Raw genomic sequence first — 20,788 nt, forward strand, 5'->3', positions numbered from 1 at the left:
TCAAAAGAATCCGGAGTTAAAAGTCAAAGCTTTAACTCTCTGATTCATAATGAAAATAAGCGCCTGTTTTAAGGTACAGATTCTTCCTGATGATTAAGCACAATGCCGGATAAAAAAATGAGAATTTAACCTTAGCATTATTTAAGCGTTGTCCGGATTTTATGAAGTATGATAGCAGAGTGCATTTTTGCAATTATATTCAGAGTACCATAAAAAAGGGTAATAAATTTGTAAACAAAAGGGTTTTTCTGGCAAATGTGTTAATTTAATCACTAAATTTCCTCTGTAATTTATGAAATTCCTATGTCTTACCATTTAAACCTTAAAGACAGGTATTTCTTCTTGGTAGAATTAAACAGAACACTATTGTTGAAATTCTTTTTTTCTGGCCTTTTATCGATCCTTTTTCTCTCCGGATGTAAAACAGACTCTCGGGAGAAGAATGGATTGGTACATATAGAGCAACATTCCGGGAAGTATATTGTATTTCGGAATAATAAACCCTTTGAAATAAAAGGGGCATCCGGATTTACAAACCTTGAACAATTGTCTCTGGCAGGAGGAAATACCTTCAGGACCTGGGATACTACCAATCTGTCTGCTATTCTTGACGAAGCCAGCCGGAATCATCTGGCGGTTATTGTCGGCTTGCCCATGCCTTTGAATGAAGGAGAGGAATTATCTTTCTACAGTAATGAAAAAGCAGTAGCACAGTTAAATGCTGCTTATACCACTCTGGTGAATAAATTCAGGAAACATCCTGCCTTACTTTTCTGGTGTCTTGGCAATGAACTTTCTTTTCCCAATAAGCCCAAATATCTTAAATTCTACCAGAGTTTTAATGACCTGGTTGACATGATTCATCGGGTAGATCCTGATCATCCGGTGACTACCACAATGATTAATTTTCATCAAAAAAATGTATTTAATATCAAATTCAGGACAGATATTGATATTATTTCTTTTAACACTTTCGGAGGGTTAAGGTCATTGTCTGAAGAATTGAAAGATTTTGAATGGATTTGGGATGGCCCTTTTCTGGTTACGGAATGGGGAATTGACGGCCCCTGGCCCGGACATGATCAAACACTTTGGGGAGCTTATATAGAGCAGACCAGTACAAAAAAGGCAGAACAGTATCTGGCAGTGTATAAGAAGTTTATGCCGGTTGATAATCCTCGTTTTCTGGGAGCATTGGTATTTTATTGGGGAAGTAAACAGGAAACAACACCCACCTGGTTTAGTTTATTTGATGAAAATGGTGCGGCTTCGGAAGCTGTTGGGACAATGCAATATATCTGGACCAATAAATGGCCTGCCAGAAAACCTCCCCGAATCAAATACATGCTTCTCGATAATAAAGGGGCTAAAGATAATATTTTGTACAACCCTCATACTAAAGTTGTGGCCAGAGTTCTGACCGATCATTCTGATACCAGTCATTATACTTATCGCTGGCATATTGAGCCCGAAGACTGGTATGTGTATAATTATGTGGCAAATAGTAGAAAACAAAAGCCTATCGACCATTTGTTTATCGAAGAACAGGATACTACGGCCATTTTCAGAGCACCGGAACGGGAAGGCCCTTACAGAGTCTTTGTCAGTGTTTATGACCGGAATGGTCTGTTTTCAACCACCAATACTCCCTTTTACGTAGTTGAACCATAGATGAGAAAAGTTGCTGAAATAGAAGCACCGGACAAAAGGAAAAAACTGGCATTACGGACGATGATCCTGATTGGGGTGTTTTGTATGCTTTTTTTCTTCCATAGCCTGCTCAGCCAATCAACGATAGGCAGTGTGCCTCTTTTTTGGCTGCTTATCAGTACATTTATTTATACCTGTTTCAAAATTCTGTATGAATGGTATCATTACTGGGATATTTCAGTAAGCAAAGCCCCTAAGACCGGGGAAATATACACAGTAGATATTTTTACTACTTTTTGTGCCGGAGAACCGTATGAAATGATCCAGGAAACGCTTTCGGCTGTGCTGGCGATCCGTTATCCTCATAAAACCTATTTATGTGATGAAGCGGACGATCCTTTTCTGAAGGAATGGTGCAAAGCAAACGGTGTTTATCATATCACCAGAAGCACTAAGGAGAATGCAAAAGCAGGCAATATCAATAATGCGTTAAAACAATCTTCCGGAGAGTTGTGTGTGGTACTGGATCCGGATCACGTTCCCTTACCGGAGTTTTTAGACCAGATAGTAGATCATTTTAATAATCCTGAAATCGGGTTTGTACAGATCGTTCAGGCTTATTATAATCATCACCAAAGTCTGATTGCCAAAGGAGCAGCCCAGCAGACTTACCAGTTTTACGGGCCGATGATGATGACCATGAATTCCTACGGGACAGTCCAGGCAATAGGAGCGAATTGTACTTTCCGGAGGACTGCTTTAGAGTCAATAGGAGGGCATGCCGCAGGATTGGCAGAGGATATGCATACCGCAATGCAACTGCATGCCAAAGGCTGGAAATCGGTTTATGTACCTGCTGTATTGGCGAAGGGGCTTGTTCCGGCTACTTTGTCAGCTTATTACAAACAGCAGCTGAAATGGTCGAGGGGAGTATTTGAACTATTAGTGACCTCTTACCTGAAATTGTTCCGGCAGTTCAACTGGAGACAAAAATTGCATTATGGATTGATTCCCGGCTTTTATCTTTCCGGTCTGGTTTTTCTGATCAACTTTCTTATTCCTATTGTTTCTCTGTTGGGAGATATTTATCCTGTTCAGATTAATTTTTCGGCTTTTTCAATAATCAGCCTGCCCTTAATCACCTCTATTGTACTGATCAGGCTGTATGTACAGCGCTGGGTTCTGGAAGATGATGAGAGAGGAGTTCATGTAGTCGGAGGCCTTTTACTTATCGGAACCTGGTGGATTTTTCTGACGGGCATGATTTATACCATAATCAGAAAAAAGGTGCCTTATATTCCTACTCCCAAAGACCTTAATGCTGAAAATAATCTTAAAATCAATCTTCCCAATATTTTTGTTTTTATACTCTCTCTGATCGCTATAGGATACGGGCTATACAATAACCTGAACCCGTTTTCATTTATAATGGCTGGAATTGCCGGATTGAACTGCTTTTTCATGATGTTTATGTTCGTAGCAGGAGAGGAGCTGAAATGGCAGAAATATCAATTTCGTTATAAGTTGATACACTTTCTGCTGAATTACCTACATAATGCCAAAAAACAATTCTGGCTGTTTCGGAGAAGGGTCTATGCCGGCATCAGAAATATAGCCCTGATGCTTATTGTATTGGTAGTTTGTTTCAGCTTTTATCTGATCTGGTATCCTCTCAAAACGGAGTCAGGAAGGCAAAATTCTTTTCAGAAAAAAGACTTGTTTCTTTCAGGTATTTTTGCCCCTTCAGAAGATAAAGGTCTTTCTTCTCTCAGCCTGATACGAAATCTGGAATCCGGAAATGCCAGTCACTTTGACATCATTTCATTCTATATTCCCTGGGGAAATGAACCGGGTTGCTTTCTGCCATCTGCTTCGATAGATTCTGTGTACCAGAGTCATTCTCTGCCTATGATTACCTGGGAACCCTGGCAGGCTCTTTTTGAAAAGAATGGTATTTCGGAGAAATACGTTGACAAAAATGTCTTTTCTCATATCCTTGAAGGGAAATATGACAGATATATCCATGATTTTGCTTTTCAGATGAGAGCATTGAACCGTCCGGTGTTTCTCAGATTTGCTCATGAAGCCGATAATCCTTTTTATCCCTGGTCTCCCCGAGGAGGTAATACTGCTTCAGATTTTAAGGCTGCATGGCAATACATTTATCAGATTTTCAGAGAAAATCATGCTTATAATGTCATCTGGGTCTGGAATCCATGGAAGCCAGATGCTGTGGAATCATATTTTCCGGGAAAGGAATACGTCGACTGGATCGGAGTAACAGGTTTAAACTTCGGAGCATACAGTCCTGATTACAAATCTTATTCTTTTGAGCAACTCTATCTGCCTTTTCATCGAAAAAAACTTTTCAGGTCCGGTTTGCCGGTAATGGTAACAGAGATGGGTTCATTGAAAGCAGAAGAATCCTCGGGAAACTGGCTTGAAGCCGGTTTCAAAAAGATCAGGTTATTCTTTCCCGAAATCAGAGGATATGTCCTTTTTCATTCAGGTCTGGATAAAAATATTCCTGATGGAAGCAAGGGTTTCTTAGACTGGAGAACTTCTTTTACCCCGGAGACGATTTCAGTGATTGAAAGAAAAAGAAGCAAGATTTCAGGATCTGTTTTTTCCCTGTCAGCAGAACACCTGAAAAAAAATCAGCCAGTGCTTCCTGACAGTAATAAAATGTTTCTTTCTCTGAGAGGCGTAAATTATATAAAAGGGCAATATTGGTATAATAACATCCAGCCTCTGACAAGAAGAATTTTGTCTGAAGATTTTTTGGCAATGAAAGCGGCCGGAATCAATACAATTAAGTTGGTTGGTCCGGGGACATTTGACAGGCTTACTTTGGATGTGGCGGAAAAACAGTCTTTAAACATTCATTATAGTTTCTGGATTCCGGATGAAATTGACTTTGCACAAGATCAGGGGGAAGCAAAGCAGCTGGCAGAGAAAATTCTGAATGCGGTGGAAAGAAATAAGAATCACAAACATATTATTGCCTGGAATATCAGCAATCTGTTTTTACAAAATTTATCCCGAAAGTTTTATAAACCGGAATTGCTATATCAGCAACAGGCATATTTGCAATGGTTAAGACAATTGCTCGGATCAGTAAAGGCTATTGACCCGGGAAGAATGATTACGGCAGATGTGGAGGTTTCAGACACACTGGAAGAAACAGCACAGATGATGAGAGATTTTGTGCCTCAAATAGACTCATTCGGTTTGATTCTGACAGGAAAACCCAAAGAATATGCTCTGATCAAAAGCCTGAAGGTACCTTATTTTATCAGCAGCACTTCCGCGGAATTATACCTGAAGAATTTCAGAAGTAATATCGGTACATTTATAAAAGACTGGCAGGATGTACAGACCGGGAATCTGGTAACCTTTGACGGATTGAAAGATGTATGGGGTCGGAACAAGTCAGGTTTGCTTCAAATCAGCAAATACTGGAAAGGAAAAACCAAAGGAAGTTATTTGCCAGCTGTAAAAATACTTCGACCTGCCTTTGCTACTGAAGCAGGCAAAACATTGCCTTATCATGCTCTGGTATATGCCTACGATAAATGGAATTTTGCCGGCTATATGAAAACAGGGCTGAAATTTGAATGGTATCTGGTTAAAACCGATGGCTATGGTAACGGGATTTCCATGAAAAAACTGGGAGATGGAGCTGATATAATGATAACCATGCCGCAAAATGCCAATATTTATAAATTATACCTGATAGGTTCAGAGGGTCAGAGTATTACAATTGCCCAATCTATTCTGAATATTCCTTTTTATTGATTGATCCAGAAACCTTAATCCAGACAGTGAAAAAAAAGAGCCCCGGTTTATTGCTTATTGCATTATTTCTTGTCTTCCTGGCTTTTGTACTTTTTAACCCGGGAAAAAGGTTTATCAAATCTGTATTGCTGGAGGAGTTTCTGGAAAGAAATTTTGAACCGGTTACAGGTATTTTCCATGGAGAAGAAATTAAACCCGGTACCCTGAAACATTATAGTCTGATCTGGAAAGATACCGGGATCTGGCTAAATCGAACGATTCTCTCTGAAAAAATACAACAGGAAAATGTCTTATTGACAATCGAAACCTGGTCAGGAAATAATGAAAATGTACTGGAAGAAACACTGAGTGGAAAATTTGATCAGAAGGTCGAAGAATTAGCCAAAATACTTTCTCAAAGCCCTAAACAGATTTATATCCGCTGGAATCCGGATATGGAAGTGCCTGTCAGTGAATTTCCCTGGCAATATCAATCTCCTGAATTGTATATCAAATCATTCAATTATTTCGCATCAAAGTTTAAAAGGCTCGCACCCCGCGTTAAAATAGTCTGGGGACCTTCCGGATATCCCGGCGATACTGAATATTGGCCGGGTTCAGAGAATGTGGATTTATTAAGCATTACACTGGGGAGTATTTCGGAAAAAAAAGCAGTGAATTATCCTTTTTCTGATCAGAATCCGGCGGAATTACTCCGGCAGAAATTGCATAGAATGAGGTTTATGAACAAAGCTGTCATTATTCTGGGTTCAGAAAAGATCAATCCTTCAAACTTCAGAGGTAAATGGATTGGTCAGATAGACTCTCTGTTTTTTAAATACAGGAAGAATATTTATCCTCCGGCAGATTTTGCCGTTACTGATCGCCCGAAATTATTTGCCAGAAAGGAATTGAAATTAGGTGTTTATGATCCTGCAAAATTGTTGATAAATGAACCGGGGATTACTACAGAGCATATTTTTACCGATTTAGGAGAAGTGCAAAACGGACTTTTTGAGAAAAAATTTACCGAAATCACAGCAAGAAAACATGATGTGATTGTAACGATGGAACCCTGGAGAGATACCACTGGCAGAGCAGATCCCGATCCTCTTAACCATTTGCTGGCGGGGCGTTATGATCAGGAAATATCCAGACTTTTTAAAGTTCTTTATCAGACTAACCAGACGGTTTATCTCAGATTTGCTCATGAAATGGAAATCCCGATTCACAGGTATCCCTGGCAGAGTCAGGATCCATTGACTTACATACGGGCATTCAGGTATTTTATGCAATCTGATACAAAAAGGGCAAAAAATATCCGGAAAGTCTGGGGGCCGGCAGGAGACAGGGGGTCGGTCGACTGGTGGCCGGGAAATGATGTGGTAGATTTCATTAGCATTGCCATCTATGGATTACCGGATAAAAACATTGAAGATCATAAAAAGCAGGAGGCCTTTTCTACGATATTCAGGCGGAAAGTATATCGGATGAGATTTTTGGATAAACCCATATTCATTACAGAATTCGGAGTAAAAGGTCCGGAACAATATCAGAAAATCTGGCTGGAAGATGCCGCCGGAATACTTCGGGAAAATAAACAGGTATTTGGAGCCAGCTATTTTAATTTGCATGACAATCCCAAAGCATGGGGGAAAATTGAGGCCCCCGACTGGAGTATTTCCCGGAAAACTTTCGGGTATTTTTATCGCAGATTGCCATAAAAATACTCCGGGTGTCAATACTTGTTTCCTTTCAAACGAGCCACAATAAATCATGGATAACTTATTGATAAAATTTTTGGAATGAAAAGTCAGGATGGCACATCTCTGTTTCATTTTTGCCTGTTTCCTGTTGTGCTTCCGCTGCATATACAAACATTTGCTGTTCATAGTCGTGAATTGCAGCTGCTATAGTGTCGTGTTTTCCGTTTGTCAGGTTATCAGATAAAATCAATGCGTCCATCAGCCCTGTATTCACGCCCTTGCCTGCGAAAGGCGGCATTATATGTGCAGCATCTCCAATAAGTGTCAGGGGCAAAGGGCGATTGTTTTTCCAGGGTTTATCCAGGGGTATTTTTCTCGTTGACCATATAACAAAAGAAGAAGTTGACCGGAATAATTGTTTGTAACATTCATCCCAGTCGGAAAGTCGACTCAAAAGAAATCCGATAATATCATCTGTATGCTGAACATTTTCCTGTTCCCATTCTTCGGGCTTTTTAAAAATGACACTGTAGCTCAATAAGCCACCGTTTTTGGGGTTTGCCACTAATAAATTGCCTTTGCTGGCAGTCATTAATATACTATCATTACACAGTTTGAAGAATTCAGTGCATGTTATTTCCGGTTGAAGTACATCCCCCTGTAAAATAAGGGTTCCGGTGTATTTGATAGTTGCATCAGTAACAAACCTTCGTGCTTGGGACATCCCTCCGTTTGCTCCGATAACAAGGTCTGCCGTTGCATTTAAACCATTTTCAAATTGCAGAAGCCATTTCCCATCATGTGCTGAAAGTCCTGTGAATTTTCTGTTCCACACAACAGTATTGCTTGTTAAACTGTCAAGCAATAGCTTCCTTAAATCGTTTCTGTTTATTTCAGGATTGTCATATTGGTCCTCGCAGGTAGGTTTTTTAGAAAATAACCGATTGCCTTGTTCGTCAGCAATGGTTCTTCCCATGGGTATAGCCATAGCATAGTAACGTTCCAGCAATCCGGCTTCTTTCAAAGCATCCTGCCCTGAACCTTTATGTAAGTCAAGGGTACCACCTGAGATTCTTGTTTGCGCATCTTTATCTCTTTCATAAACGGTTACATCTATTCCTTTTTGCTGAAGTAATTTTGCCATTGTCAAACCAACTGGTCCCGCACCGATGATGACTACTTTTTTGTCTTTCAATAACATGATTTTGTATTGTTTAATTATGAATACAAAATTCCGGGATGTTCCTGACTTAGGCTTGTATAAATGCGACAAAATCGGCGTCCAGGGTACTTTGCCCTGTTTTTGCTTTTCGGGCGAATGCCGCTGGCGTAGTACCGCTGTAACGTTTGAAATCTTTGGTGAGATGGGCCTGATCCGTATAGCCCAGCTCATGAGCCAAGCCGGCAAGGTTGGAATCCGGATAAAGCCATAAATGGTTTCTTACCTGTTCAAAACGCATCAGACCCGATACGTCTTTTACACTATAACCGGAAGATTGCTTAAATTTTCTTTCCAAGGTTCGGACTGTAGCATGAGCCGCTTCAGCTACCTGACTTACGGGGATAGTTCCGTTCGCTTTCCTCATGGCAATTCCGGCTTTGAATAACAGGCTGTCAGGAGCAATTCCCGACCGTGCATTGAGGAAATACTGCTTTACCAGTGCCATCGCTTCCGCTATTTTGCCGGTATTGATACATTCTTCTAAAATAGATTGAAGCTGAGCGATCGGGTGTTCAAAAATATGCAGTTTGTCCTGGCCGGAAGGCAGGCCAAGCAAATCGAATACAGTCCAGGGAAAGCACCTGATTCCAATGATTTCTAAACAGTTTTTCGTATAAAAAACAACCGGTTGATTAAGCAGTCCCATCAGAAAAGGGGACGGCAAGGGTTGCAGGCCTCCATTGTAAGAGATGCTGCAGGCATTTCCAAAATGAAAAATAATTTCAGCATAGCCATCAGGGATTACTTCAAAACCCGATTGCAGCTCTCCAGAATCTCTTTTGTCGTACCAAAAGCATTTTATGGCATCCTGTAGTTCTTCAGGAGGGGCAAATTCCTGGTGTTGAATGTTAGGAGATAGCATAGGTTATTCTTTTACCGAAGATAAATGTTTCTCTGCCGGAAGCAAATTAAACAGGTCTTTTTCGGGTTGAAAAACCTTCCTGTTTCCCTTAATATTTTCAGGATTAAATGAAAAAGCAAAACCTATAGAGGCAAATCATCCTTCGTTTTTTATGAAATATTTACAAAATAATGAAAACTAAAACTAACTGATCAAGTCGTGCGGGTCAGATAAAAGATTCGTACAGATTTCATCTGAGGAATACTCTGTTTTACTGTTTTAATGTATTTCCGAAACTATTTTGCCCAGCCATATTCATAGTACAAAGATGATAATCAGTCTTACAATCCGCAAGCGTTTCGTTTACTGAGATCCGTTTTACTGTTATTTGTTTTCCGATGTATTTAAAATTTTCCAAAGGTGGAAAAATAGATTATATTTAACTATTGAAACACCTATCGGAACTATGAAAATCACCTAAAACAAATATTAAAATGAGTTCTGTAATCAGACAATCATACGAAGAAACTTCAGAGAGTATATCTCCTGAGAAATTAAAAGAAATACTTGCCCAGCGGAAATGGCAAACTGTCGAAATTAAAATTTCGCAGGAAGACCTCGAAAAAAACATTAAGTTTTTAGACGACGCAGTTGTTTTAAGAGCAAGTGCAGAGGGCGTACCGTTAATGACCACCACGGCTATTTACGGACCGATTCGTCCCGGTACCAAGGTTGCTTTAACACCCGGAGAGGGTACCGGAGTTCGTTTAATAGCGGAAAACTGTCAGGAAGAATCGCTTATTAAGATTCTTGAAGAACTGGAAAGTAATGCCTCAAGACCTAAAGAGGGTAATGCTGTAACGGTTCATGCTAATTGGGTAAGCAGTAAAGATGGCGGAGCATTGCCAAATCTTGACGCATCAGCCAATGTATTCGGGAGTACAGGTTCATTGTACGTAAATGATAAAGCAGTTGTCTTGCCGGTGCTTGACGTCAATCATCCCGACTATCATGAAACGCTTGCCTTTTACGGAGGCAAACTCCTTAAACCGCAGGAAGCATTTTGTCTGGGCTTCAATCAAATATTATTTGGTATGGAATATGACACATCGCTGCCCGATTATATACGAAACTATGCAATGTCACCTTCCGGTGGAGGAGGAATGTTTGTGGAACACCACCCATTCCCGCACATTTTTCTGCCAAAACCTACAGTAAAAGGCGAGGTATTTTGCGAAGCCAAAGTGACATTAGGGCGCAAAGCTAAAAAATTACTTGGCGGTAACGATGTTCCCAAATTTATATTTACCACGTTCAGGATTCCATCTGACGGATCAGCTATTGCAATCAAGCCCTCTGCCATTCATAACGATAGCTTTACAAATGGCAGACTGGCGGTTTTTGTCGCTAACACTCCGGCAGATACCGTAGCCTTCCGGGAAACATCGCCATTTAAAAATATAAGTGTAAAGGATAATGAGTTCAGGAGTTAGGAAGTGAGTTTGAAACTCCCCTGAAAAAGCAAAACCCCCGCTGTTTGTTGCAGCGGGGGTTTGTAGCCCCGGCAGGAATCGAACCTGCATCTTAGGTACCGGAAACCCACATTCTATCCATTGAACTACGGAGCCATTTTACCATTATATGGAATGTTTTGCCTAAAGTGCTGATTCTGAAAGAAATCCGAAAAATCAGGCTGAATTATATTCTCATATCCCTGCAAATTTAAGAAAACTTCTCCAACTGCTTAACCAAAACATCAAAATCTTTCGGATATGGCGCTTCTACTGTAATTCTTTCTCCATTCATCAATGCGAATGTCAATGACCTCGCATGCAGAGCAACCCTTTGCATCAGCGGTAATTCTTCTGTGTCTTTTTTAAGATTGAAACCTTTTTTGATCTCAGAAAGATAGATCATATCTCCTCCATAAGTCGGGTCACAGACAATCGGGGCTTTCAGACAGGTGAGGTGAATACGGATTTGATGCATTCTTCCTGTAATAGGCATGCATTCTACCAGAGTATGTCTTCTGTAAGCTTTAATAGTATTGAAAATGGTCTCGGCATCTTTCCCTTTTTGTCTGTCAATTTTCACTATTCCATCCTTCATCGCAAGAATAGGAAGATAAACTGAAATCATATCCAGATCATGGACTCCATTTACTACTGCGTGATAACGTTTGGCTACCTGACGATGTTCAAACTGCATAGCTAGATGACGATAGGCTTCCGGATTTTTAGCAATTGCCAGAATCCCTGAAGTTTCCTTATCCAGTCGGTGAGCCACCTGGGCATCATCTGAATAGGCTTTTGCCAGCCTTAATATACTGATTGAATTATCTGCCTGCCGCTCATCTAACGTAGAGACATACGGCGGTTTGTTGATTACAATAAAATCTTCGTTTTCAAAAAGTATTAAATCCTGAAACTTTATTTTCATAAGAAATATCAGACGCGGAGGCCTGAGTTAATTAAGAAGGGAAGGAAATTTTACCCATTGAAACTGATGGAATCCCTTTTCGTTCCCCAAAGTTACTAAATCCTCCTGAAACAGTTTCATTTGCAAGGATCGCAAAGAGAATTGCTTCTTTGGCATCGCCCGAAATACCAAGCTCATTAGTCGGAGAAAAATGGCAGTTCGGAAGCAATTCTTTAATCCATTGAATTAAAAGAGGATTATGCATTCCTCCTCCGGAAAGATAAATGTAATAGGTCGAAGATGAATCAAGAACCTGCTCAATTGCTTCCACAATCGTTTCTGCACTAAAGCGGGTCAGCGTGGCAAGTAAATCATTCACAGAAATGCTTTCGGTGTTACTGATTTCCCTGGCTTTTTTTACATAATCAATACTGAAAAGTTCCGGGCCTGTAGTTTTTGGGAAAGGTTTATGGAAGAAATCGTCATTTTTTAAGGCTTTCAGCAAAGCGTTGTTTACTTCGCCTTTTTTTGCAATTTCTGCATCTTTATCATAAGCTTTTTCCGGAAAATAATGGCGGGTAAAGGCATCAATAAGGGTGTTTCCTGTTCCGGTATCTGTTACAAAAACCTCTTCAGGGTTCATATTCGCTGGTAAATAGGTGAAATTAGCAATTCCTCCCATATTCAGCATGATGCGGTTTTCTCCCTTTTTGCCAAAAATAAAATAATCTCCGTAAACGGCCAGGGGAGCTCCTTCACCACCCGCAGCAATATGTTTTTGCCTGAAGTCAGAAAGCGTAATAATTCCGGTTTTTACAGCAATGTGATCGCCATCTCCTATTTGAAGCGTAGCGTTACCAAATTTTTCCTGACCATGCAAAATTTTCGGGGCATGCATAACCGTTTGTCCATGTGAGGCAATAAGATCTACTTCATCTGCCGGAATATCCCATTTTTGAAGACAGGAAATAATCATCTCTGCATGGAGCAAACCGATCCATTCATTGAGCATGGCTAAATGCGGGAAATCTATTGTCTGCTTAGCGAAAACCTTCCTGATTTCGTTTTTTACTTCTTCTGAATAATCTACTGTTTCAAAATCAAGAAGCTCAACTGTCGTATTTTCACCGTCCCCGGTTATTTTGCAAAGAGCAACATCCAGCCCATCCATAGAAGTACCGGACATCAGTCCAATGATTTTGCGTGAAGGTTTTTGTGCAATTTTATAAAGTTTATCGATGTTTGGGTTCATGTTTGAAAACGAAATAGAATAATTGAAGAGTAAAGAATTATGTATTAAAGGCAATTTCGAAATATACTCCTTAAAACGATAATTTTCATCTTCATTTCCGGTGTTTTTTATAAATTCTGACAAAAACTGATATGGCTTGATTTTTGCTTTAGTCTGACTCTCATACAGTTCTGCAAAATGATTTTTGATATATGTATCCGTATAAAAGTAATTTATGTGGTAAATTTGTCAGTTAATGTTGATGAATCGGGTTTTAATCCGATATTTTATCGAAAGCCTGCACTTTTTAAAATAATATAACCATGAAGAACTTAATTTTATTAACGACTGCTTTGTTCGCTATTTTTATAGTGACAGGATGTGATGAACGGATTCCGACCCCGGGTTCGGCCACAGGAAATTCCGGAGAGACAAATAATGCTGCCATTAAGGCTGCATTAGCAGTGAATACCTGGCAATATGATGAATACTCTTTTAAAGCCGGAGACTCAACAAGAGTAGTTTACCGTCGCAGTGACCCAAGATACGATGATCCGACCTTAAAAGCTTCTTATATTACGTTTAAAACGGATGGAACTTTAGTCGGAACTTTACCTACCGGTACGCAAAACGGTACATGGAAATTGATTGATAATAACGGAAAACTCCAGGTAACAATTGACGGAGATATCAAAAATTACCAGATTACTAAACTTAATGCTCAATCTTTCGAATATATTGAAGTTTTTAAAAAGTCAGACCCTGGAGTAACAAATTGGGACCTGACGCTGAAAGCATTGTATTTACCGGCAAATTTAACAGAATATACAGGGGTGAGTATTATGTCTCCTAAAAAGTAATTTAAAAATCCGGAAAGATACTTTAGTACTGGCCTGTGCAGATTAATTCTCACAGGTCTTTTTTGTATCTTTGTATCCGCGATACAATGTTTAATTTAGAAAATCAAAAATGCAGCAGGATATTATTGTAATTGGAGGTGGAATTGTAGGATTAGCTACAGCACTCAGAATAAAAGAGCAAAGACCCGAACTGAAAGTACTGGTGCTGGAAAAGGAACGTGAAGTGGCAGTGCATCAGACAGGGAATAACTCTGGTGTAATTCACTCCGGACTTTATTATAAACCAGGATCTTTGAAGGCTACAAACTGTATCAGGGGATATCATATGCTGATTGACTTTTGTGAACAGGAGAATATTCCTTTTGAGCTGACCGGAAAAATCGTTGTTGCTACTAAAGAAGAACAGAAGCCCCTTCTTGAAAATTTATACATCCGCGGACAACAGAACGGTCTTGAAGGACTTCGGAAATTGTCTGTATCGGAAATGAAAGAATACGAGCCTCATGTAACCGGTGTGGAAGGAATGTGGGTTCCGCAAACAGGAATCGTAGATTACAAAGTGGTTTCGCAGAAATATGCTGAAAAACTTAGAAATATAGGCGCAGAGTTATTATTTAATGAAAAGGTAACAGGTGTAACGAAAGGAAATTCTCTTTCAATTGTTAAAACAGAAAGAAATACTTTTGAAACAAAACTGGTAATCAATTGTGCGGGTTTGTATTCAGATAAAGTAGCTCAGATGTCTCAGGACGAACCTTTAAATGTTAGAATTGTTCCGTTCAGAGGTGAATATTATAAAATCAGACCAGAGAAACATTATCTGGTAAGAAACCTGATTTATCCGGTTCCGGATCCTAATTTCCCGTTTTTGGGGGTACACTTTACCCGTATGATGCGTGGAGGTATTGAGGCTGGCCCGAATGCGGTACTTGCTTTCAGAAAAGAAGGTTACAGAAAAATGGATATCAATGCCAAGGAACTTTGGGAAACACTTACCTGGCCGGGTTTTCAGAAAGTAGCCGCAAAATACTGGGAAACGGGTTTCGGAGAAATGTACAGAAGTTTTTCAAAAGCTGCTTTTACAAAAGCTTTACAGGAATTAATCCCGGAAATACAGGAAAATGACCTGATTGAAGGAGGTGCAGGAGTGAGAGCTCAGGCCTGCGACCGCGATGGAGGTTTATTGGATGACTTCTCAATTATTGAAGATAATAAGGTAATAAATATCCTGAATGCGCCTTCCCCGGCAGCAACTTCGTCACTTGCAATTGGCCAGACTGTATCAGAAATGGCTTTAAGAAGATTTTAGTATAAAGTGATAATTTTTAAGTTCGTGGCCGGTAATTTTTCAGCCACGAACTTTTAGAACATTATTTGGGTTAATCAAACTGTGTAGTTACATATAAATCATAAATTCATTGCCGGGCAGGTTAAAAAAGCTGAATAATATCATACATTCGTAATTTGTGAGATATTGTTGTCAGCATTTGTATTTGCTTGGTTTTAATTGAATTAACCCTAATGAAAATACTTTTCCAATACCTTCAGAAGTATAGATTGACTGTAGCCGGAGCCCTGGCACTGGCAGCTGTAAACCAGATTTTTTCTCTGCTTGATCCTTTTATTTTTCGGAAAATAATTGATGATGTCGCATCGGTTTACCGCTCTGATACACATACAACAGAGCAGTTTTTTAAGGCAATCATTCCGCTTTCTGCTGCCTCAGTAGGAGTCGCATTCATCAGCCGTGTAGCTAAAAATTTTCAGGATTATTTTATCAACACCGTGACTCAAAGAGTCGGTGCGCAAATTTATGCTGATGGAATAAGACACTCTCTGGAACTACCTTATGAAACTTTTGAAGATCAGCGTTCAGGAGAAACATTGGGAAAACTTCAGAAAGTAAGAGTTGATGTGGAAAAACTGATTACGGTCGGGATTAACATTTTGTTTCAATCTTCCATTGCGCTGATCTTTATTTCTGTATATGCCTATTCTGTTCACTGGGCAATTTTGCCTTTATTCCTGCTTACCGGGCCGCTTATTGCTGTAGTCAGTTCGGTTTTAAGCAAGAAAATAAAGGTTATTCAAACCCAGATTGTAAAGGAGTCAACCGCTTTGGCGGGTTCAACAACTGAGTCTCTGAGAAATATAGAGCTTGTGAAGTCACTGGGTCTGGCCAAGCAGGAAATTAACCAGCTTAATGCCACCACACAGAAGATCCTGGCATTGGAACTGAAGAAAGTTCGCTATGTTCGTTCGATGTCTTTTGTACAGGGAACCTGCGTGAATTTGTTGAGAACAATGATGGTTTTGGTTCTTATTTATTTGATTTATAAAGGTCAGATTACGATAGGACAGTTTTACTCGCTGAATATTTACTCCTTCTTCCTTTTTAATCCCCTTCAGGAAATCGGGAATGTCGTAAACACTTATCGTGAAGCAGAGGTGTCATTGCAAAACTTCGAGAATATTTTCAAAATCCCGATTGAACAGAAACCTGCAAACCCTTACCGGATTGATAAAATAGAAACGCTTGAATTTGAAGAGGTGAAATTCAGACATCAGTCTGCCACGAAAGATGCTTTGAGAAAAATTTCATTCCAGATAAAATTGGGAGAAACCATCGCATTTGTGGGTCCTTCGGGTTCAGGGAAATCGACTTTAGTGAAATTATTAGTAGGCTTGTACAAACCGCAGGAAGGGAAAATCTTATATAACGGACATTCCGGAAATGAGATTGATTTTGACCAGATGCGGGAAAAAATCGGTTTCGTAACGCAGGATACACAGCTTTTTTCCGGCTCAATTCGTGAAAACCTTTTGTTTGTTAATCCTACTGCAACCGATGAGCAATGTATGGAAGTTCTTCAGAAAGCTTCCTGTATGACTTTGCTGGAAAGGGCAGAAAACGGTTTGAATACATTGATAGGTGAAGGTGGTGTGAAGGTTTCCGGAGGAGAAAAGCAACGTTTAAGTATTGCAAGAGCTTTATTAAGAAACCCTAATTTACTGGTATTTGATGAGGCTACTTCAGCTCTTGACTCACTGACTGAGGAGGAAATTTCAGAAACAATCCGCCAGGTTTCGGAAGAAAGCCGTCACCTGACTATTTTAATTGCCCACCGATTGTCAACAATTATGCATGCAGATAAGATTTTTGTTCTTGAAAAAGGCAGAATTGTAGAGAATGGATCACATGAAGAATTACTTGATGGAAAGGGATTGTATTATGCTATGTGGAGACAACAGGTTGGTGAAAAAGACGTAATTGATTTCGAATAGAATCATTGAAAAACAAAATCCCCGGGTTTCATTCAGAAAACCCGGGGATTTTTGTTATTTTAAAGGAGTGGAAAGCTTGATAAAATAAATTGTATTGCGGTCAACTGTATTGGTTGAGGGTAATATTTTCTGAGCAAATGCCTTGTTAACATCCGTTACGCCAAAATCATCATCGTTGCTGATAGCAATTAGGGTAGGAGAGATAATGGCAATTCCTTCTACTTTGTCGTGTGGATATGTCGGGATTACTTTTACCACATCTGCGACAAGTGATTTTGTAACAGGTTTAATTCCGGCAGTCTGTAATTCAGTCTCAGAAAGCTGATCAATTGTTTTTCCATTAATCAATTTTCCTGAATCTTTATTCTCTGCATCAGAAATGTCTGTGGCATTGCTAAGGTCTATTTTATAAATCAATTTAGCTGGAGCTGTTTTCCCGGTTTCCAGGTAGTTTCCATCTCTTTCAATTACCAGGAAAGTTGTATTCGTTATAGCTGTAATCTCACTTGCTCCGGTCATGCTTGTGTTATCCATCAGATAAGCATATTGTTTGGTTGTTCCTGAGGCAATATCCAAAGTTACCACTCTGATTACCCTTGAATCTTTTACCGCAGCAGCCGATGGATTTATCAGCGGAGACTGCATAATACCTACCAGTGTTTTTTCATCAGGAGTAATCGCTAAACCTTCCATTCCTCTGTTTACTTTGCGTTTGGCTAATACCTTTGGTAAAGCTCTTGCGCCGGAGAAAGGGTTGATTTTTTCAATCGTTTTTCCGGTGGCATCAAGATGAACAATATGCGGTCCATATTCATCTGAAACCCAGAAAGAACCGTCTTTCATTACCACCAATCCTTCTGAATCAACACCATTCGGATCACTGTTCAGGGTTACATTGTTTAAATCAAGAGCAATTTCTCCGGTTCCTCCCAATCCGGCAGGGTTAGGAAGGCCTGTCATTTTATTTCCGGAAGCATCTTTCAGTTCAATGGTTTGAATCAGTTTTAAAGAATCTCCTTCAAGTTTGAACTTTCCGATCTGGGGCGTAAAACCTGCCAGCGGAAATACTTTAGAATTGGTAAGAGGGCCATCAGTATTCGGGCCTCTGTCGGTTAGTAAATAGAATACACCTTCTTGTTTAGGATCAGGAACCAGGGCAGATCCGTATCCTCCGTTCATGATCTTCACGCCGGCAGAAGTAGTAAAAAGTATTTTCGGAGAAGCGGCAGTAGCCTTGCCCGGATATGAAACAGGTGTAACTGAATCAGTAGTACTACAGCTTAGAGTAATGCCTGCCAAAGCAAGAATCTGCAGGCAGCTTTTTAAGGAATTGTGAGTCATAATCTTGTTTTTATTTTTCGAAAATCAAGATTACTTCCTAAATATTATCCAATGTTTAATAGAGTATTAACTTTACAACAAATACCTGTGATTAATACAAAATCACCTGAAAATCATTTAGCGAAATTTCGCTAAATGATTTTTTTGAATTTTATCTAAAAATAAAATAGTTTGAAAGCGAAGCTGATTTTAGAATAAATCACTTGCAAAATTTAAAAAATGAAAATTTTCTACTGAATCCTGATTCTTTTAACAAAAATTATAATTTGTGTATTGGGGTATTTTCAAAATTTTATTTGGGGTTTTCTTGGAAATGAAAAATATATGTCTGTATATTTGTGTCATAATAAATAATGCGTTAGCGAAATTTCGCCACATAATTATGAATTCTTACAAAGCCATCAATATTATTCTCGTCATCATTCTACTCTGCCAGACGGTGTGAGACGGGCTCTTATTATATCTAATCAGACAAAAGACCTTTCTCACAAACCTGAGAAAGGTCTTTTGTTATCAAGCCAGTCTGGTCTTGGAAATAGATAATAAATCTTTGTAAAGTTCAAAAATGTATCCGGAGTAAAGTCTGGCTTTAGCTGACATTTCAGGTGTAATTACTAAGCTATTTTAATAGAACAAGAACCAATAATTTAAACCCGCAACATTCAAATTCTGTTGTTTGAATTGATAAGATAAATTATGTCACAGGAACTAAACAAATTCTCAAGAACACTTACTCAGGAAGTAACAAATCCGGCAGCCAAAGCAATGCTTTATGGTATTGGCTTGACTAAGGAAGACATGCAAAAGCCACAGATTGGTATTGCTAGCACAGGTTATGAAGGAAATACCTGTAATATGCACCTGAACGGACTCTCTGTCCATGTTAAAAAAGGTGTTCAGGAAAATGGTTTAGTCGGCTTGATTTTTCATACAATCGGAGTATCCGACGGAATGACCAACGGAAATAACGGTATGTCATATTCGTTGCCTTCCCGTGATTTGATTGCTGACTCTATAGAAAACGTAGTAGGAGCGCAATGGTATGACGGAGTAATTGCGGTAGTAGGATGTGATAAAAATATGCCGGGAGCAATGATGGCACTTGCACGTTTGAATCGCCCTGGTATGCTGGTATATGGCGGTACAATTCGTACCGGTGAGTATAAGGGACAAAAGCTGGATATTGTTTCTGCATTTGAGGCATTGGGGAAAAAGTTCGCAGGAACAATTTCTGATGAAGATTATGAAGGAGTAATTCAAAATGCTATCCCGGGAGAAGGTGCCTGCGGAGGTATGTACACCGCCAATACGATGGCTTCTTCAATGGAAGCAATGGGTTTGACGCTTCCGAATTCTTCGACTTATCCTGCCACACATGAAGGTAAAAAAGCTGAATGTCTTGCAATCGGTGCGGCGATGAGAAATTTACTTGAATTGAATATATGCCCTCGTGATATCATGACCCGTAAAGCATTTGAAAATGCAATGACGGTAGTAATGGCAATGGGAGGTTCTACCAATGCAGTATTACATTATCTGGCAATTGCCCGTGCTGCCGAGGTTAACTTCACGCTAAAAGATATTCAGGAAATATCAGATCGTACACCATTAATCGCTGATTTGAAGCCTTCTGGAAAATATTATATGGAAGATATGCTTTCGATCGGCGGTGTTCCTGCTGTAATGAAATATTTACTGGAAATTGGTCTTCTTCATGGTGATTGTCTGACTATTACAGGAAAAACCATTGCGGAAAATCTTGCTGATGTTCCTTCAATTGATTTTGAAACGCAGAAAATTATAAAACCAATAGCTGCACCAATCAAACCTACAGGACACTTACAAATCCTTTACGGCAATCTTGCCACAGAAGGTGCTGTAGCAAAAATCACAGGAAAAGAAGGAGAGAAATTTGAAGGCATCGCAAAAGTATGCGAATGTGAAGAAGAAGTAATTGAATATTTACATAAAGGCGAAATCAAAGAAGGACATGTAATTGTAATTCGTAATGAAGGCCCTAAAGGTGGTCCGGGAATGCCTGAAATGTTAAAACCTACTTCCGCAGTAATGGGAGCTGGTCTGGGAGACAAAGTAGCCATGATTACTGATGGACGTTTCTCAGGAGGAACACATGGATTTGTGGTAGGACATATTACTCCGGAAGCTCAGGAAGGCGGGAATATTGCCCTGGTAAAAGATGGAGATAAAATCACAATTGATGCAGTAAATAATGTATTGCAATTACATGTTTCTGATGAAGAATTGGCAGAAAGACGTAAATCATGGAAACCTTCACCATCTCCGTTTAAGGCAGGGGTACTTAGAAAATACGTTAAAAACGTAAGCTCTGCCAGCCTTGGCTGTGTGACAGATTTGTAAAGGTGAATTGCAAATTCATTACAGGTTGCTTACAGATTGCAAATCCGTAAGAGCGTAAGATAGGAACATAAATTAGAA

The 20,788-nt window shown here is 39.5% G+C and carries 13 protein-coding genes and 1 tRNA gene; 8 read left to right on the forward strand and 6 right to left on the reverse strand.

The annotated features are described in order from the left end of the window. The first annotated feature begins 303 nt into the window (after positions 1 to 303). The 3 genes from BM179_RS07890 to BM179_RS07900 are packed head-to-tail and all read left to right on the forward strand — an operon-like array spanning position 304 to position 7,151. Positions 304 to 1,671: a glycoside hydrolase family 2 TIM barrel-domain containing protein gene (locus BM179_RS07890; protein WP_143095174.1), complete on the forward strand. Its 1,368-nt coding sequence runs from the start codon at positions 304 to 306 to the stop codon at positions 1,669 to 1,671. Then, a complete protein-coding gene (locus BM179_RS25225) occupies positions 1,672 to 5,448 on the forward strand; it encodes a glycosyltransferase family 2 protein (RefSeq protein ID WP_177219326.1) in 3,777 nt (1,258 codons plus the stop codon). Positions 5,449 to 5,474: 26 nt separating this feature from the next. Next, on the forward strand, positions 5,475 to 7,151 hold the full coding sequence (locus BM179_RS07900; protein WP_143095175.1) for a glycoside hydrolase family 26 protein: 1,677 nt from the start codon (positions 5,475 to 5,477) through the stop codon (positions 7,149 to 7,151). Between the two features lie 61 nt (positions 7,152 to 7,212). On the opposite strand, the gene BM179_RS07905 is transcribed toward BM179_RS07900, so the two are convergent. Further along, the gene (locus BM179_RS07905; RefSeq protein WP_092014808.1) at positions 7,213 to 8,334 is read right to left on the reverse strand and encodes an FAD-dependent oxidoreductase; all 1,122 of its coding nucleotides are present in this window, start codon (positions 8,332 to 8,334) and stop codon (positions 7,213 to 7,215) included. Positions 8,335 to 8,383: 49 nt separating this feature from the next. Then, entirely contained in the window at positions 8,384 to 9,217 is an 834-nt protein-coding gene (locus BM179_RS07910; protein WP_092014811.1) for a helix-turn-helix domain-containing protein, read from the reverse strand. 473 nt (positions 9,218 to 9,690) lie between these two features. Here BM179_RS07910 and BM179_RS07915 point away from each other — a divergent pair, with 473 nt between their 5' ends. Continuing rightward, on the forward strand, positions 9,691 to 10,689 hold the full coding sequence (locus BM179_RS07915; RefSeq protein ID WP_092014814.1) for a hypothetical protein: 999 nt from the start codon (positions 9,691 to 9,693) through the stop codon (positions 10,687 to 10,689). Positions 10,690 to 10,752: 63 nt separating this feature from the next. On the opposite strand, the gene BM179_RS07920 is transcribed toward BM179_RS07915, so the two are convergent. From BM179_RS07920 to BM179_RS07930, 3 genes are all read right to left on the reverse strand, one after another. Then, positions 10,753 to 10,824 (reverse strand) — tRNA-Arg (locus BM179_RS07920). Between the two features lie 94 nt (positions 10,825 to 10,918). Continuing rightward, positions 10,919 to 11,635, reverse strand: coding sequence for an RluA family pseudouridine synthase (locus tag BM179_RS07925; RefSeq protein ID WP_092014816.1), 717 nt, complete (start codon positions 11,633 to 11,635; stop codon positions 10,919 to 10,921). 31 nt (positions 11,636 to 11,666) lie between these two features. Continuing rightward, positions 11,667 to 12,866, reverse strand: a complete 1,200-nt coding sequence (locus tag BM179_RS07930; protein WP_092014819.1) for an anhydro-N-acetylmuramic acid kinase — start codon at positions 12,864 to 12,866, stop codon at positions 11,667 to 11,669. Positions 12,867 to 13,168: 302 nt separating this feature from the next. Between BM179_RS07930 and BM179_RS07935 the strand changes: the two genes are divergently transcribed. The 3 genes from BM179_RS07935 (at position 13,169) to BM179_RS07945 (ending at position 16,990) form a co-directional block, all read left to right on the forward strand. Then, the gene (locus BM179_RS07935) at positions 13,169 to 13,705 is read left to right on the forward strand and encodes a hypothetical protein (protein WP_092014822.1); all 537 of its coding nucleotides are present in this window, start codon (positions 13,169 to 13,171) and stop codon (positions 13,703 to 13,705) included. Positions 13,706 to 13,814: 109 nt separating this feature from the next. Continuing rightward, the gene (gene lhgD / locus BM179_RS07940) at positions 13,815 to 15,014 is read left to right on the forward strand and encodes an L-2-hydroxyglutarate dehydrogenase (RefSeq protein WP_092014824.1); all 1,200 of its coding nucleotides are present in this window, start codon (positions 13,815 to 13,817) and stop codon (positions 15,012 to 15,014) included. A gap of 212 nt (positions 15,015 to 15,226) precedes the next feature. Then, entirely contained in the window at positions 15,227 to 16,990 is a 1,764-nt protein-coding gene (locus BM179_RS07945) for an ABC transporter ATP-binding protein (protein WP_092014827.1), read from the forward strand. A 54-nt stretch (positions 16,991 to 17,044) separates the two neighbouring features. Here the strand turns inward: BM179_RS07945 and BM179_RS07950 are convergent, their stop codons facing one another. Further along, on the reverse strand, positions 17,045 to 18,331 hold the full coding sequence (locus BM179_RS07950) for an esterase-like activity of phytase family protein (RefSeq protein ID WP_092014830.1): 1,287 nt from the start codon (positions 18,329 to 18,331) through the stop codon (positions 17,045 to 17,047). A 696-nt stretch (positions 18,332 to 19,027) separates the two neighbouring features. Between BM179_RS07950 and ilvD the strand changes: the two genes are divergently transcribed. Next, positions 19,028 to 20,710, forward strand: coding sequence for a dihydroxy-acid dehydratase (gene ilvD / locus BM179_RS07955; RefSeq protein ID WP_092014833.1), 1,683 nt, complete (start codon positions 19,028 to 19,030; stop codon positions 20,708 to 20,710). Positions 20,711 to 20,788: the final 78 nt, after the last annotated feature.

Origin of the sequence: Pseudarcicella hirudinis (assembly GCF_900115665.1) — a bacterium.
In the GTDB taxonomy this organism is placed as follows: domain Bacteria; phylum Bacteroidota; class Bacteroidia; order Cytophagales; family Spirosomataceae; genus Pseudarcicella; species Pseudarcicella hirudinis.